This window comes from Halodesulfovibrio spirochaetisodalis (assembly GCF_001672295.1).
Classification (GTDB): Bacteria; Desulfobacterota; Desulfovibrionia; order Desulfovibrionales; family Desulfovibrionaceae; genus Halodesulfovibrio; species Halodesulfovibrio spirochaetisodalis.
This window is the reverse complement of sequence record NZ_JXMS01000009.1, coordinates 1-15,354: the sequence shown is the minus strand read 5'-3', so window position 1 is coordinate 15,354 and position 15,354 is coordinate 1. Positions and strand designations below refer to the sequence as shown.

15 protein-coding genes, 5 tRNA genes and 3 other RNA genes are annotated in these 15,354 nt (G+C 45.6%); 17 read left to right on the top strand and 6 right to left on the bottom strand.

Translation table 11 applies throughout. The features are described 5' to 3' along the window. Positions 1 to 70: 70 nt before the first annotated feature. The 10 genes from SP90_RS06450 to SP90_RS06405 all read left to right on the top strand — a co-directional run bounded on the left by SP90_RS06450 (position 71) and on the right by SP90_RS06405 (position 2,591). Positions 71 to 165: transfer RNA gene (locus SP90_RS06450), tRNA-Ser, on the top strand. A gap of 22 nt (positions 166 to 187) precedes the next feature. Beyond that, positions 188 to 283: signal recognition particle sRNA small type (gene ffs, locus SP90_RS06445), an RNA gene on the top strand. A gap of 36 nt (positions 284 to 319) precedes the next feature. Further along, positions 320 to 414, top strand: a tRNA-Ser gene (locus SP90_RS06440). 22 nt (positions 415 to 436) lie between these two features. Continuing rightward, an RNA gene (gene ffs / locus SP90_RS06435) (signal recognition particle sRNA small type) lies at positions 437 to 532 on the top strand. A 36-nt stretch (positions 533 to 568) separates the two neighbouring features. Then, positions 569 to 663 (top strand) — tRNA-Ser (locus tag SP90_RS06430). Positions 664 to 685: 22 nt separating this feature from the next. After that, an RNA gene (gene ffs, locus SP90_RS06425) (signal recognition particle sRNA small type) lies at positions 686 to 781 on the top strand. 36 nt (positions 782 to 817) lie between these two features. Further along, positions 818 to 912, top strand: a tRNA-Ser gene (locus SP90_RS06420). A 182-nt stretch (positions 913 to 1,094) separates the two neighbouring features. Next, on the top strand, positions 1,095 to 1,523 hold the full coding sequence (locus SP90_RS06415; RefSeq protein ID WP_066853772.1) for a cupin domain-containing protein: 429 nt from the start codon (positions 1,095 to 1,097) through the stop codon (positions 1,521 to 1,523). 124 nt (positions 1,524 to 1,647) lie between these two features. After that, positions 1,648 to 1,742, top strand: a tRNA-Ser gene (locus SP90_RS06410). 225 nt (positions 1,743 to 1,967) lie between these two features. Beyond that, positions 1,968 to 2,591 carry a TetR/AcrR family transcriptional regulator gene (locus SP90_RS06405; protein WP_066853770.1) on the top strand — a complete coding sequence of 208 codons (624 nt, stop codon included), beginning with the start codon at positions 1,968 to 1,970 and terminating at the stop codon, positions 2,589 to 2,591. 58 nt (positions 2,592 to 2,649) lie between these two features. Here the strand turns inward: SP90_RS06405 and SP90_RS06400 are convergent, their stop codons facing one another. Then, complete coding sequence (locus tag SP90_RS06400) at positions 2,650 to 3,390, bottom strand: hypothetical protein (protein WP_157471206.1); 741 nt, start codon at positions 3,388 to 3,390, stop codon at positions 2,650 to 2,652. A 413-nt stretch (positions 3,391 to 3,803) separates the two neighbouring features. On the opposite strand from SP90_RS06400, the gene SP90_RS06395 reads away from it, so the two are divergent. The 6 genes from SP90_RS06395 (at position 3,804) to SP90_RS06370 (ending at position 9,553) form a co-directional block, all read left to right on the top strand. Beyond that, positions 3,804 to 4,535 carry an amino acid ABC transporter ATP-binding protein gene (locus SP90_RS06395; RefSeq protein WP_066853766.1) on the top strand — a complete coding sequence of 244 codons (732 nt, stop codon included), beginning with the start codon at positions 3,804 to 3,806 and terminating at the stop codon, positions 4,533 to 4,535. A gap of 93 nt (positions 4,536 to 4,628) precedes the next feature. Next, the gene (locus tag SP90_RS06390; RefSeq protein ID WP_066853763.1) at positions 4,629 to 5,453 is read left to right on the top strand and encodes a transporter substrate-binding domain-containing protein; all 825 of its coding nucleotides are present in this window, start codon (positions 4,629 to 4,631) and stop codon (positions 5,451 to 5,453) included. Between the two features lie 121 nt (positions 5,454 to 5,574). Beyond that, a complete protein-coding gene (locus tag SP90_RS06385; RefSeq protein WP_066853761.1) occupies positions 5,575 to 7,359 on the top strand; it encodes an amino acid ABC transporter permease in 1,785 nt (594 codons plus the stop codon). A gap of 219 nt (positions 7,360 to 7,578) precedes the next feature. Next, a complete protein-coding gene (locus tag SP90_RS06380) occupies positions 7,579 to 8,028 on the top strand; it encodes a DUF1499 domain-containing protein (RefSeq protein WP_082936325.1) in 450 nt (149 codons plus the stop codon). A 32-nt stretch (positions 8,029 to 8,060) separates the two neighbouring features. Beyond that, a complete protein-coding gene (locus SP90_RS06375; protein WP_066853757.1) occupies positions 8,061 to 9,056 on the top strand; it encodes a serine/threonine protein kinase in 996 nt (331 codons plus the stop codon). Beyond that, positions 9,053 to 9,553, top strand: a complete 501-nt coding sequence (locus tag SP90_RS06370; RefSeq protein ID WP_066853755.1) for a universal stress protein — start codon at positions 9,053 to 9,055, stop codon at positions 9,551 to 9,553. The genes SP90_RS06375 and SP90_RS06370 overlap by 4 nt, the downstream gene beginning before the upstream one ends. Positions 9,554 to 9,681: 128 nt before the next feature. On the opposite strand, the gene purT is transcribed toward SP90_RS06370, so the two are convergent. From purT to SP90_RS06355, 3 genes are all read right to left on the bottom strand, one after another. Then, positions 9,682 to 10,863, bottom strand: coding sequence for a formate-dependent phosphoribosylglycinamide formyltransferase (gene purT, locus SP90_RS06365; protein ID WP_066853753.1), 1,182 nt, complete (start codon positions 10,861 to 10,863; stop codon positions 9,682 to 9,684). Positions 10,864 to 11,084: 221 nt separating this feature from the next. Further along, the gene (locus SP90_RS06360) at positions 11,085 to 12,698 is read right to left on the bottom strand and encodes a diguanylate cyclase domain-containing protein (protein WP_066853751.1); all 1,614 of its coding nucleotides are present in this window, start codon (positions 12,696 to 12,698) and stop codon (positions 11,085 to 11,087) included. 256 nt (positions 12,699 to 12,954) lie between these two features. After that, the gene (locus SP90_RS06355; RefSeq protein WP_066853749.1) at positions 12,955 to 13,221 is read right to left on the bottom strand and encodes a hypothetical protein; all 267 of its coding nucleotides are present in this window, start codon (positions 13,219 to 13,221) and stop codon (positions 12,955 to 12,957) included. A 265-nt stretch (positions 13,222 to 13,486) separates the two neighbouring features. On the opposite strand from SP90_RS06355, the gene SP90_RS06350 reads away from it, so the two are divergent. Beyond that, a complete protein-coding gene (locus tag SP90_RS06350) occupies positions 13,487 to 13,660 on the top strand; it encodes a MarR family transcriptional regulator (protein WP_066853747.1) in 174 nt (57 codons plus the stop codon). A gap of 122 nt (positions 13,661 to 13,782) precedes the next feature. On the opposite strand, the gene SP90_RS06345 is transcribed toward SP90_RS06350, so the two are convergent. Together SP90_RS06345 and SP90_RS06340 are read right to left on the bottom strand one after the other, a co-directional pair. Continuing rightward, complete coding sequence (locus SP90_RS06345; protein WP_066853745.1) at positions 13,783 to 14,511, bottom strand: TIGR04282 family arsenosugar biosynthesis glycosyltransferase; 729 nt, start codon at positions 14,509 to 14,511, stop codon at positions 13,783 to 13,785. Positions 14,512 to 14,516: 5 nt separating this feature from the next. Beyond that, positions 14,517 to 15,242 carry a TIGR04283 family arsenosugar biosynthesis glycosyltransferase gene (locus SP90_RS06340; RefSeq protein ID WP_066853743.1) on the bottom strand — a complete coding sequence of 242 codons (726 nt, stop codon included), beginning with the start codon at positions 15,240 to 15,242 and terminating at the stop codon, positions 14,517 to 14,519. Between the last annotated feature and the right edge of the window lie 112 nt (positions 15,243 to 15,354).

Genomic DNA, 15,354 nt, shown 5'->3' with positions numbered 1-15,354 from the left:
CCTTTTTTTATTTTTTTTGCTTTTTCACTTGCCAAGTACTATCCTGTTTGCTAGTTATCCACCTCGACGCGGAGAGGTGTCCGAGCCCGGCCGAAGGAGCACGATTGGAAATCGTGTGTACTAGCAAAACTGGTACCGAGAGTTCGAATCTCTCCCTCTCCGCCAGTCAACAAATTTACCCTAATTGAGTAGGGAGTCGGATGGCATTTACGCTGTCAACCCGGTCAGGTTCGAGAGAAAGCAGCCGTAGCAGTTGTAGGTGGGTGTCCGACTCCCAGAAGGCGCAAGCAGTAATGTTTGTGCCTTCTTTTTCCATCGCGGAGAGGTGTCCGAGCCCGGCCGAAGGAGCACGATTGGAAATCGTGTGTACTAGCAAAACTGGTACCGAGAGTTCGAATCTCTCCCTCTCCGCCAGTCAACAAATTTACCCTAATTGAGTAGGGAGTCGGATGGCATTTACGCTGTCAACCCGGTCAGGTTCGAGAGAAAGCAGCCGTAGCAGTTGTAGGTGGGTGTCCGACTCCCAGAAGGCGCAAGCAGTAATGTTTGTGCCTTCTTTTTCCATCGCGGAGAGGTGTCCGAGCCCGGCCGAAGGAGCACGATTGGAAATCGTGTGTACTAGCAAAACTGGTACCGAGAGTTCGAATCTCTCCCTCTCCGCCAGTCAACAAATTTACCCTAATTGAGTAGGGAGTCGGATGGCATTTACGCTGTCAACCCGGTCAGGTTCGAGAGAAAGCAGCCGTAGCAGTTGTAGGTGGGTGTCCGACTCCCAGAAGGCGCAAGCAGTAATGTTTGTGCCTTCTTTTTCCATCGCGGAGAGGTGTCCGAGCCCGGCCGAAGGAGCACGATTGGAAATCGTGTGTACTAGCAAAACTGGTACCGAGAGTTCGAATCTCTCCCTCTCCGCCACATGTACGCAAAAGCCCTTTGATTCAATGAATCAAAGGGCTTTTTTTATTACCTCTCAACCATCTCTCCATTCCCAAAAGAACCTCTAAGAATATTGGATTTTTTTCTCCACCGCGCTATACTTCCATACCCCTTCCGCAATAACACATGATTGCCCAAAGGCATACGGAGGTTACCCAACCATGCGCTATAAGTTCATTCGCAAAGGCGAAGCTGAGACATACAGCCCTGCAGGCGGGGAACAACTTGCTTTTCTTGCAACAGGAGAAGACACAGAAGGAAAAGTTTCAATCTTTGACAGCATTCTTTCTGCAGGCAACGGCGCTCCGTATCACTATCATGAAATTGATGACGAAATATTCTATGTCATCTCCGGCAAGGTAGAGTTTGTTGTAAATGGAGAAAAACTCGTAGCCCATGCTAGAGACATGGTCATTGCAGGCACGCTTGTACCCCGAAGTTTCAAGGCACTAGTCCAAAGCCATATACTCGTTATCAATGCTCCGGGCGGTCCTTCTGAAAACTTCCTGCGCGACGTGCTCACATTGAAAACAATTTCAGAAGCAGACAAAAAACGCTTTGCTGAAAAATATAAAATCCACATCCTGTAATAAAATTACGATGAACATCCTATGCTGCCGTTAAAACATGCAGCACACACTATCTGTGTACGACTTTTTATATTTTTTTCTTGCATGACGCCCTCTCCTTTGATAGCTACTCAATTCGCAACGCGGAGAGGTGTCCGAGCCCGGCCGAAGGAGCACGATTGGAAATCGTGTGTACTAGCAAAACTGGTACCGAGAGTTCGAATCTCTCCCTCTCCGCCACATGCAAACATACTCCGAAGCATTTTTATGCTTCGGAGTTTTTTTATGCCCTTTTGAACCCCACCAAAACACACCATCCTTCCGATACTCCCGTATATAAGGACTCCTCAGCTGCCCACAAATTTGCTACAACAGATTAATCAGAGTTAACCTTTTGCTTGTTTTCCAATCCCTCTTGAGCCAACGCAATTGTCGGGATATGAGAGTAGCATTAAGGAGCACTACATGAACAACTCGTTACGCACAAAACCGCAACAGGAACGTGCGATAGCAACCATAAACAAGATTCTCACGGCCTCTAAACGCGTACTTCTTACAGAAGGGTATGAGAAATTCACTACCAACAAAGTTGCCGCTGAATCAGGGTTAAATATCGGAACCATCTATCGCTACTTCCCTGACAAAGAAAATATTATTATTCGCCTTTATGCAGACAGACTGGATGAATCCCACACTTTTCTTATAGACCAGATTTCATACGAAGCTGCCTGGGGTAATATTGTCGAGTTTATAGGCTGCCTGCTTAAAAACTTTATTACGGACCATTCTCCCGAAGACCATGTTCTTGCGGTTGAACTGACTAAAGCAGGTGTCATGAATCAGCACATTAAGGAATTAAGCGAAACACATGACTCGCGAATCCGCTCAGTGCTGTACGAAACAATAGAAGAACGGTTTGGCCTTGCAGTAGACCGCAGACAAATTCGATTCTGGCTTGCACTGGGCATGCATCTGGCTCTTATGGTGAGCATGGAACCGGAAGAGAATAAAGAGTACCTCACACAACAAGCAGTCGCCACTATCACTGCAACAGTCAGTGAGTACATGCGCCAACATCCTGCCGGCTAGGCACAAAAAAACCCGCTATATGCATAACGGGTTTTTTCATGGGCAAAAAACTTTTCAATTACAGAAAATCTCGCCAGTCTTCTTCATGACGTTTAGCCATGGTCGCAAGTAACTGTTTGATCGGGGAATACAGCATAGTGCAACCAAGACCTGTGGCAAGCCCGCTGAAGGTAATTGACGGATCAGGCTCAATCCCAAGCAGGTTAAAGGCAGTTCCACCAAGACAGGCGATACCGATAACCAACGCTACGTACCATGCAGCCTGCAAGCCGTGTTCAGCACCGTTTGCAAGATTGAGCAAAAACAAGCCGTAAAGTCCCACAGCAAGCAGGTAGGCTGCAATGTGTACGAGGTACGCATATGGCCCTGCATACAAAAATACACATAACATAGCTGTGAGCACGGACCCGAGCCATAAGCCGGACTGAATATTCATTCCTGTCTCGTTGTCCAGCCGCTTCAGCAAAAAGCAAAGCAGGAGACCGGAACTGATCAGGCAGCCGGCTACCACAGTCCATTTTACCGGTACAAAAAATCCCGCACTGGCCATAACTGCCGCCAGAATAGCGATCGCCGCGCTTACCGCGTCAAACTCCCCATTCCTGACAAATGCACCCATCTCCCCCAGCAGCATCGCACAAACGCATCCCAGAATCCCTCCAAATGCGATTGCAGCAAACACACTGCCTGCAGCATAAAATGCACTCACGAGCAGTAACAGACAGACACTCCACATAACCCAGAACGACCGGCATTGTGCAGTAAAAACACTGCACAGGTCGCTCCACCTCTTTCGCATCGACTGTTTCATTCGTAATCCTCTTATTTCCCTTATTCCGAGAGGAACTACCACAGAAGACTACTACCTGCCACCTTCTCTTTTATGCCACGCAAGTGACATGCGCAAAATATCTGCAAGAAACACGTGTCGATAGTCTCAAGCTTTACAAGAGTGTAAAAAATGCAATATAGAATAATAATAATCAAAGAAAATTGAAAGTAACTGCAACTCACATTGCTCTCTTCTAAAAAACTTTCATTTTTGTTCTCGCAAAAAACGTTGCTATTCAAGAGTTTGAGCAAATAACCAACTTTCAAAATATTTTTTACAATTTTGTAAATATTTACTTTTTGTTTGCATTTGAAAGGTTTTTTCTGATAGCAGCGAAGACGGGATGTGAATATTTATTGTGCTATTAAGTGGAGTACTCAGTGATTCGTTTTGAACAAGTGAATAAGTGGTACGGCAGTGACCACCATGTGCTTAAAGATATTAATCTTGAAATAAAACAGGGCGAAGTTGTTGTAATCTGTGGACCTTCCGGTTCCGGCAAGTCAACACTCATTCGCTGCATAAACAGACTTGAACCCATTCAGCAGGGTAAAATAATTGTTGATGAGATGGATCTGCACAATCCTCGCCTTGATCTTACAACGCTCCGTGCAGAGATCGGTTTTGTCTTCCAGCAGTTCAATCTGTATCCGCATATGACAGTTTTGGAAAACATCACTCTTGCACCAACAATGGTGCGTAATATGCCACGCGCAGAAGCTGACAAGCTTGGGATGGAACTTCTTGAAAAAGTTAACATTCCAGACAAGGCAGGAGCATATCCGACACAACTTTCCGGTGGTCAGCAGCAGCGTGTTGCCATTGCACGCGGGCTTGCAATGAAGCCGAAGATCATGCTTTTTGATGAACCTACCTCTGCGCTTGATCCTGAAATGATCAATGAGGTTCTGGATGTAATGAAAGCACTTGCCCGTGAAGGTATGACCATGGCGTGTGTAACACACGAAATGGGCTTTGCCCGTGAAGTTGCGGACAGAGTTATCTTTATGGATCATGGTGTATTAGTTGAGGAAAACACACCGCATGAATTCTTCAACAACCCGCAGCATGAACGAAGTAAAGAATTTTTAAGCAAAATTCTGTCTCACTAAATGAGGTGCTGCTCGTAATTTTGCTTTTTTGTTATTCTTGAGGTGTACCGCTTTTGCGGTAAGATGTAACTTAATGAAACTGGGAGTTTAAACATGCGTCTTAGTAGAGTTCTTGCCTTAACTTTGGCTCTCGTGATGATGGCGTCCGTTGCTTTTGCGGGTCCTTCTTACGACCGTATCATGAAAGATAAGAAAATCCGTATCGGTATCATGACTGACTCCATTCCTGGTGCGTTCTTTAACAGCAAGGGCGAGTGGGTAGGTTTTGACTACGATGTCGCCACAGAGCTTGCAAAACGTCTCGGTGTTGATATCGAACGAGTTAAGGTTAACAACAAAACCCGTATTGCTTTCATTCAGCAGGGTCGTATTGATGCGTCTGTAGCTAACATGACTCACACCCGCGAGCGTGAAAAGTCCATCGATTTCTCCATCACATATTTCTTTGATGGTCAGAAAATTCTCGCAAAAACCGGCAAGTACAAATCTCTTGCTGACATGAAAGACAAAAAAATTGCTACAATGCAGGGTACTACTTCCGAAATCAACGTAAAGCGTGCTCTTAAAGCTCTCGGCGTTGCAAACCCTGACGCACACGTTATTTCCTTCCAGAAAGAATCTGAGTGCTTCCAGGCTCTCCAGATGGGTCGTGTAGCAGGCTGGTCTACTGATGCTACAATTCTCCTCGGCTATGCATCCAAAACTCCGGGTAAATTTGAACTTGTTGGCGAGTTCCTCTCTGACGAGCCATACGGTATCGGCCTTCCTCAGAACGACTCCGCACTTCGCAACGGTGTAAACGCAGCACTTCAGGATATGTGGCGCGACGGTACCTACATGAACATCTACAACAAATGGTACGGTCCTGACACTCCTTTTGCTATGCCAATGACCGGCTCCATCGAGCTTTGGCCGTAACCGTCTGATCTATTGATCACTTTTCGTACGTCCGGTGTATGCCGGACGTACGTTTTATTACTGCCATCCGGCAGCAGTGCCACAACACACTGCACTTATTTGCTAAAGGGTTTGTTATTTCATGTTACGCTACTGGTTGGAAAAAGTTTGGGTTCAGAACACTGTTCTTGCTGTACTCGGTCTTCTCAGTCTTTATTACTGGGGCTGGGTCTTTGATTTCGGGTACGACTTTCAGTGGCCGATTCTCTTCACTGTTAACGATACCTATCAGCTGAACTTCGGGGTAGAAATCCTGAAGGGACTCTGGCTGACTGTTAAAATCACAATCATCAGTTCCCTCATCGGTATCTCGCTGGGTACTGCACTCGGCCTTGCGCGCCTGTCCGACTTCAAACCTCTGAACTGGACAGCCACATGTATTGTAGAGTTTTTCCGAAATACTCCGCTGCTTGTTATCCTGTTCTTTTTCTATTTTGCTTTCCCGCAGGCATTGCCGGAAGCTGGAAGAGAATTTTTATTTGAAACCCAGTTTGAGTTCTGGACCGCAACAGTTGCCGTAGGTATCTATACAAGCGCCTTTATGGCAGAAGTAATCCGCGCAGGACTCCAGTCCATTCCTAAAGGTCTGCTCGAAGCTGCGTATTCATCCGGCCTGACCTATGTACAGGTTCTGCGTAAAATCATTCTTCCGCTGGCATTCAGAGAAATTATTCCGCCCCTTGGCAGTGAATTTCTCAACAACATGAAAAACACATCCCTTGCCATGATTGTCGGTGTTGCCGACCTTACATGGCAGGCGCAACAGGTTGAAGCTCTAACGTTTAAAGGGTTTGAAGCAACCACGGCTGCATCTGTACTGTACCTTTCCTTCTCTCTTGTTATCGCCTTTATCATTAACGGGGTAGACGGACGCATCCGTTCCTCCAGTAAAGGAAACAACAGTCTGCCGGTTATGTTCATCAACCTGTTGTTAATCCCGATCTCCGTATTTAATAAAGTGCTGGTTAACCCTGCTGCCCGCTATCTGCGCCATCGCCGCAGAGCCAACATGCACTCAGGTGTACAGGTAAGCACCAGCCAGCTTATTTTGAAAAAACTGTATGTAACTCTTGTACTCATCAGTAAAGGTGCTTTCCTTGCCATCCTTGCAGGACTCCTTTTTTCACTCGTACGAGGCCTCTACAACTTTGATTGGTCTGTCATCATTACTGAATTTCCGACAATGCTGGTCTGGCAGTTCCCGAATGCAACCGGAGATGACTTATTCTGGGGACTGGGAGGCTTTTCTCTCTCATTTATCATCGCCATTGTCGCCATTGTTGCAAGTTTCTTTATCGGTCTCGTAGTCGGACTCGGGAGAAGTTCCGATAACCGTATTTTCCGTATCCCGAGCTTGCTTTACATCGAACTCATCCGAGGAAACCCGCTGATCATCGTCATCTATTGGGTATACTTCCTTATTCCGGTATTGTTCGACAGCTTTATCAACACCGTATGGTCTGCATCCATTGCGCTGACACTCTTTACAGCTGCCTATCTTGCAGAGATTGTACGCGGTGGTATTCAGAACATTCCTCCGGGACAGGTGGAAGCAGCGTACTCTTCCGGTCTTTCATACTGGCAGACTATGCGCAAAATTATTCTTCCGCAGGCACTCAAACAGATGATTCCGCCAATCGTGGGACTCTTTATTGCAATCTTTAAAGATACCTCACTGGTAACCGTCCTTGGCGTTATGGAGCTTACCTCCGTAACCAAAGCGCTGGATAACCGTCTCATGATTGCTTCAATGGAACTATGGACAACAGCTGCTGTCTTGTACTTCCTGCCATGTCTGCTCATGTCCAAGTATGCCAAGCGACTTGAACGGAAGCTTTCTCCAGAGCAAATCAACTTAAAGATGTAATCACATCAACTCCGCTGAATATACTACGCCCCGCAATATCTATTGCGGGGCGTTTTCTATGCTGTTTCATCTCGCTAAAACCACCCTTCCATATTTAGTTGCGTACTTCAGATGATTAGTTTGCGTAGTATGCTCTTTTTCCTCTTCTTTCATTTGCCCTACGCTGTACACATGGCACAATACGCATTCAGAACGCAGTCTCTTACAGGCAGGTAACTCATGAAATTTCTTTCTTTTTTCGGAATCACCAGCAAGGACAGCAACTATACCGCGACAACGCTGGATAAAACTATGGAAGTCGACACATCAGACAGTGTTCTTTCTCCCTGCCCTGTTTCCCCCAATTGCGTATGCAGCAAATTGCCGCAAGAAGACAGTCATTATGTTGAGCCATTAGTACCCAAAGCAAGCACGCTTGCTGTGTTCCCCAAGCTTGTAGAATACGTCCAACAACTGCCCAAGGCCGAACTGGAAGAAAAAGCCAGTCATTATGTCAGAGTGAGCATCCGCTCCATGTTTCTTGGATTTACTGATGATCTGGAACTGTTTTTTGCCGGAGATAAAATTCACGTACGCTCAGCATCACGAACCGGTTGGTATGACTTTGGCGTCAACAGGCGACGTGTAGAATCAATACGACGCTACATGGAAAACGAACTAGACAGATAGCACTTCCACTCCTTTTACCCACAGGACACTCTATGGACACACGTGCCTATGACATTCTTGCAGAGTATCTTCCTGATTTTCCACGCAGACATGCGGGGCGCATTGTAACTGACACAACCGATTTCATGTCCATTGATTACGGCGACGTTATCTTTCTGGACGGCATACACTATCTGGTTACCAAGAACCTGTCAGAACGCAGATTCGGACTGGAGGATCCCAAATACTGGGTAAAACGATGCAAGGAGCTTGAAACCGGCATCCAGCGAATCATCAAACTTGAGTTTTACGAAAGCTTTGAAGTAAGCATCGGGAAACTTAACTCCACCTGCTACAGGAGTCCTCGCAAAGAATCCAGAATTCTTGCAATGACTGAAGGCGACAAGCGATTCATGCAGGGACGGACAGTTATGGATGAAATGGGAAACTGTGTGAGGATACTCGATATCATATATGGAACTGAACTCGACATCGTCCTCGATCGATTAACCATGTCGCATGAGGAGTATTTCAACACCGTTTTTCCAGATTACTTTGCTCAATTTATCGGTGCAGTACGCGCAATTGAGCACCTGCATCATAACCACGAACAGCATGGTGACATACGGCGCGATCACCTGCTTATTGAATCCAGCACACGGGACTGGCGCTGGATTGATTTCGACTACACGTTCGGACTACGGGAAAACCCGTTTGCACTGGATTTATTCGGGCTTGGCAGCATTCTGCTTCTGCTTGTGGGACAACGCGAAATAACAGCACAGCAGCTTGCAGTCGTAAAAAACAGCCCAGTCGGTTCACCTGCAATTACCAAAGAGGATATGGCGCTGGCTATGCCCTATCGGCTTGCCAACATACAAAAAAAATATCCGTACATACCGGACGCTCTAAACAACATCTGCATGCATTTTTCAGCAAAAAATAGTGTATTTTATTCATCTGTTGCGGAGTTTGTAAGCGCATTGGTTACATGTTTTAACGAACTCCCCGTATTTAAGGCAGCCCGCGGGAGGTATCCTGAAGTATGAACATCTACAATATTCTTGTGGCTTTTGATTCTTCCAAGCCTTCTTTTGAGGCCGTGGAATATACAGCCAGAATGATCCGTTCCATTCCGGATGTACTTGTTACCCTGCTGTTTATTGAACGTCTTCCGGATAAAGACCTTTTCGAAACTGAGGCACTGTGGCGCACAGAATGTCTGGACTTGACCACAGAGTACAAACGTACTTTGAACAAAGCACACGAACTGTTTGCCCGTAACGAAATTCATGAAAATTCGGTCAATCAGGAATACATAGTCAGTTGCAGCTCACCGTTCGAAGGAGCAAAAGTTTGCGCCACCGGTGAATCCATTGCAAAAGATATTATCACCATACAAAAAGAAGGAAACCACGGCACAATTGTTATCGGCCGCCGCGGCATAAGCAAAGAGGAGGAATTCCTCTTCGGAAGTGTTTCTGTTGACCTGTTGCGTCAGTGTACTGGCTGCGCTCTATGGATAGTTAATTCAGCAGAACAGTAACCGAATAATACAAGCCCCTGACACAGTGCTCATCACATGTATCAGGGGCTGTTATTTCTTAATATGCGAATCTGGAAGCTTTCAAGCTGCAGGCTCTACTTCGCTAATGCACTCTCGCAATTATGGAATTAAAACGTCACAGTCACAGCGGAAGAAGCACGCTTAGCTTTTTCCTTAGCCTTCTCAATATCTTCATCAAGAGCCAATGCCACACCTAAACGACGACGTCCCTGCACTTCTGCCTTACCAAAAAGGAGAAGCTGTGTTTCCGGCTCGCTCAAAGCTGTATCCAATCCTGAGAAGGTTGCCCCTACTCCGTTTCCTTCCACCAGCACAACACTGGAAGCAGCGGCACCACGCTGAGCAATCTCTGGAATCGGAAGCCCCAAAATAGCACGTGCATGTAACGCAAACTCGCTGAGGTTCTGGGAGATAACTGTCACCAAACCAGTATCGTGAGGACGTGGAGATACTTCGCTGAAGATGACCTCATCACCTTTAATAAACAGCTCCACTCCAAAAATACCAAATCCGCCTAATGCATCTGTCACAGTGCGGGCAATATCCCGTGCACGTTCCAGCGCAATGGCGGACATAGGTTGCGGCTGCCAGGACATCCGGTAGTCACCGTCTTCCTGATAGTGTCCTATCGGATCACAGAAGCTTGTTCCTGCTGCATGGCGGACTGTAAGAAGCGTGATTTCATAATCAAATTCCACAAAGCCTTCAACGATAATACGTCCTCCGCCTGTGCGTCCGCCTTCCTGAGAATATTTCCATGCACCTGCGATGTCGGCTTCTGTTTTTACCGTGCTCTGTCCTTTACCGGAAGAGCTCATTACCGGCTTCACTACACACGGCATTCCCACGGCTTCCACAGCAGCCCGATACTCTTCTTCCGTGTCTGCAAAACGGTAAGGGGAAGTTGGTACCCCAAGCTCTTCTGCAGCCAATCTGCGAATGCCTTCGCGGTTCATGGTCAACCATGTTGCCTTAGCTGTCGGCACTACGGTACAACCTTCTTTTTCAAGCTCAAGCAACGTATCTGTTGCAATGGCTTCAATTTCCGGAACAATCAAATCCGGCTGCTCTTTCGCAACAATTTCCCGCAAGGCACTGCCATCAAGCATATTAATAGCATATGAACGATGAGCAATTTGCATGGCGGGAGCGTTCTCGTAACGATCAACTGCAACAACTTCCGCACCGAGTCGCATTGCCTCAATGGCTACCTCTTTACCAAGCTCGCCCGAGCCGAGTAACAAAATCTTAGTTGCAGAATGAGTTAAGGGGGTTCCAATAGATGCCATGATGTTGCTCCTGTTACTATTTAGGATACCTGTGACTATAAATCAGACACACAACGCGTCTTTTTTGCGGGGATTTGTCATACTTTTTCCCTTGCTGCAAGCGGGTGTCTGAACTTGTCTCACATACTCTCCTACGCACACTGCGGCATCAACTTGAACAAAAAAAAGGAGTAATGATGGTCTGAGCCACTCATTACCCCTTACCCAGTCATGATCTTTTTTTACACAGCAACGGGTTCCTTTTCATGGGAAAACACAGCTATTCTATTCTTCCCGCCATGCTTGGCGTTATACATGGCAACATCAGCACGCTTCATCAAGTCATCTGCACTGACGACATCCTGACTCCATGCTGCAATACCAATACTCGCCTTCACATACACCCTGTTGCCATACTCAAGCGCAACAGGTTCTTCAAAAGCCACTAGTAACTGCGCTGCTATTTCCTCAGCTTTACTAGTATCAGCCAAGTTTTCGAGTAAAATAACATACTCGTCCCCACCGATACGTGCCACGGTATCAGTCATGCGGACATGTTTACGCAACACAGTGGCAACATGACGCAACACAATATTACCGGCTTCATGCCCGAACCTGTCATTCACAAATTTAAAATCATCAAGGTCAATATACATCAGAGAAAACGGCACGGCACTTTGTGCAGCACGCATACATGCCGCTTCCAGCTTACTGAAAACATGGGGTAAGTTTGAAAGTCCGGTCAGCCAGTCATTATGTGCGAGAACCTCAAGCTCTTCTCTATGCTCCTGACTTTGCTGGGCTGAAAGAAAGGTAAACCACAAGGCAACAGCAGTGACAATACACAAAATCCCCCATGCCCATGCACATATTCTGTAAATTTCATTTTCCATTGCTACCAGTTGTTGCTCGCTCACATGCTGGACAACAACCCAATGGTACGGATTAACAGAAACCGCAGGATATGCCCGCTGTCCCTGAACATTTTTCAAGATAATTGAAAAAATGGGGTTTACCGTTGTCCACGTAAACAATCCTTTTTCATTTCTGGTTTGCCCGGAAGGATTCTCCTGCGTAAGTTTCCATACTTCAGGATAATGGAAGGCGAATGACGTCTTGTACAGACTCTGCTCTTCCTGCAGGAACATAAAGCTCCAGCAGAGCTTCTGATCATCGGACACAAGCCAGTAGCCCTGATCATTCAGCAACATAACGTTGCTCAGGCTTTCAGAAACAACACTTTGAAAATTATCCAGCATGTTGGCAGCATAAAAATTGAGCGCAACAAGCCCGATGCGAGTATTACCTACTCCATAGACAGGACTGGTAAAACGAATAACTGGCTCATAGGGAACTTCTACCTGTTTGTTTTCAATATTCAAATCCAATGGGGAAACATACACCTCACCCCGTTCAAGCTTTGATGATGATTGTATATATCCCCTGTGCGCTTTCTCCTGTAATTTATCTTGAGCAACCTGATACATCGTACCCTGACCACGATTGATGCGGATAATCTCCTTACCATGGATATCCAGAAAACGGACTTGCCCATAATCCCTTTTATTATCCGCAAAGGAGTATAACAAACTCCTTGCTTCATCTTCATCAAAAGCAGTTTGTTGCGATCTGTTAGTTAAAATTTCTGCCAACAAGCGTACATCAGCAAACGGTATATCAAAGTCCCCCATCAGGCTGTTTTTTCTGATACTTACAGCCCGTTTTTGATCTACCATCAGCAGTTCTTCTTTACTGGCTACTTTATCCTGATAAACAAGTGTAATTGCTAAAAAGATAACATAACAACACGTACAAACAACTACCAAATACGGTTTAAGGAAACGAGCACTTAACATTCAGCAGACTTCCCCCTCTGATTACCAATCAGTCATAACTACTATTCAACTTGTAATAAGAAAATGTGACTCGTCGTTAATCAATTCAAAGCTGTTCGTCACTTATTATCGTCACAAACTTTACTAATTTTTGCGTACCATTAGATTCCCTTACAGGTAATCATAAATTAATATCAAAGTAAAATTGTAACTAAAAAAGACAAAAAGGCTGAGTTGCAATGCAACCCAGCCTTTTATGAGTGATAGATATTTTTTCTTATAAAAACCAAAGTAGGAAATCATTTTTTGAGAAATCGGCAACAAGGAAGAACAGTGCAAAGAACAGTTGCATTGCAATTACGAGACAATACAGAATAAGCTCTTCTGAACGTTTAATAGTTTCGACAAAATGGGATTCCCCGTCTGCGATATCTCGAATTGCCCAGAATAAAAACATAACCCCGACGCCCCACTGCCAGTTGAAAATAATACAGAGCAATGCAAATACTAACGCGCTTATTGTCCGCCATCTGTTTGCAAACATATTCCGCTCCCTTCTTTCTGCTGATTCATACAGGATAGTAGCTTGATTACAGGATAATGCTACAATACTACCCCTCAGGCTATCTTTCGGGCAACAAAAATAAGTTGTTCGTCCTTGCAATAAAGATAGTTATACACAGTATACAAGGTCATTTTGTCAAAGCGAACTCTGTACTGCAGAATTTTATTTTGAAAAGTGTTGACAGGAGTCGAGCCTATCGATAATAGGAATCTATCTTGATAAGAAAAACCAACAGGAGTTCCCAATGGAAGCTAAAGTTCTTGAAGCAATGAAAAACGCAGGTAAGCCTGTTCGTCCCGGTGAAATCGCAGAAGTCCTTGGTGTAGACAGCAAAGAAGTCTCCAAGGCAATCAAAAAGCTTAAAGAAGCAGGTGAGATTCATTCTCCTAAGCGTTGCTACTACGCTCCTGCAGAATAATATATCTGCCAAGCTACGTGTATAGCCAACCTCCTTCGTCTCCTTCCTGCGCGTAGCACAGCAAAAAAACAGCCTGTATCACTTCTGTGATACAGGCTGTTTTTTTATATTAGAACCAAATGTTAATCTTCATCGAGTCGACAATGGGATGGTAAGTCCACATCGTATTCACGGATAAGCTTGGAATGCTCGCGAAGAATTGCATACGTGGATGACTTCCTGAAAGAACTGTTACGGTTGGTTCTGAACAGCAAATTCAAATCCCAGATGGTATCAACATCATTCCAGTCTGGAAGACGAATAAGTTCAAGGTCAGCCGCGTGAATCTTTTTTAAAGTTGCCTGATATACATCGCGGGTTGACCATGGAATGTTATCAAACACTTCAGGAATGAACGTATCCTTTCTGAAACCGATTAAGTAGTAGCCACCATCATAAGACGGGCCAACAGCAGCTTCCTGCATATCAAGATCAAGAAATGCTTTTGTTAACAGCTCAGGCGGGAAGTCAGGCACATCGCTTCCGATAATGATCACACGCTGGAAACCTTCATCAAACGCAGCCTGCATGGCATGTTTCATACGTTCGCCAAGATCATCTCCTACCTGCTCACGATATGTATACTGTGGTCCGAGCCAGTCACGAAAATCCTTTTCAGGATTCTCAGTACCGCACGGTGCGTAACAGATACGCAACTGCGATTCGACTTTTTCAAACCCCTTGAGCATATCCTGTACAAAATGTCGGTACAGTGAGGTAGCAACTTCTTCGCCAATAACTTTACCAAGCCGTGTTTTCACATTGCCCGGAGTCGGATACTTAATGAAAAAAAGAATACATGTGTCGGTCATTAGAGCTACCCCTTCATGGCGCGATACCAGTGCGAAAGTGTTTGGGCAGGAACTCCTGCTCCGTATAATAAACGCAACAGCACGTTGCGTAACGTACATCGATACATGCCTTCCACCTCCCACCTTCTGGCAGAAGTGGAAACCGGAGAATCTATCATAACGATGGATTCATTCCGTTGCCGGATCCGTCGCATAATTTCTACGTCTTCCATTAACGGAATAGGCGCATACCCTGAAAGCTCTTCAAAGTATGAACGAATAAAAAATTGAGCCTGATCTCCGTAGGGTGTACGGGTCAGCCTGTTGCGCCAGTTTGCCAGCACGCTTACAAGGTATAGAAAGCGGTTGTTACTGGCAATGGACAAGGTAAATGCCCCTGCCTTGGCACCATCACGACCAGCCTCTTGCTGCAATGCATGGTGCAGTAAATCAAATGCACCGACAGGAAGGTACGTGTCTGCATGCAAAAAAAGCAAAACATCGCCTGTTGCCTGTGCAGCTCCGGCATTCATCTGTGCAGCACGACCTTGAGGACAAGCAAGCTGAACAACATCTGTGCGACTTATGGCAGAAAGAGTGCTTGCATCGGGCTCACCGTCTGCCACGATAATCTCAACAGCCGGTGAACAGACAGCTTCTGCAGCGCGCTGAAAAACATGCTCGATTCGTTCATTAATCCCTTCGGCTTCATACCATACCGGAATTATCACGCTCACAGAAAATGATTCCATAGTCCCTCAAAAAAACTAGGCGTATCAACATACTACATAGACTGCATCATGCCCGCAAGCCGTGCCCTGTAATACTACTATACCAGCCGTTATTTTTTATTCTGCTTGTAGG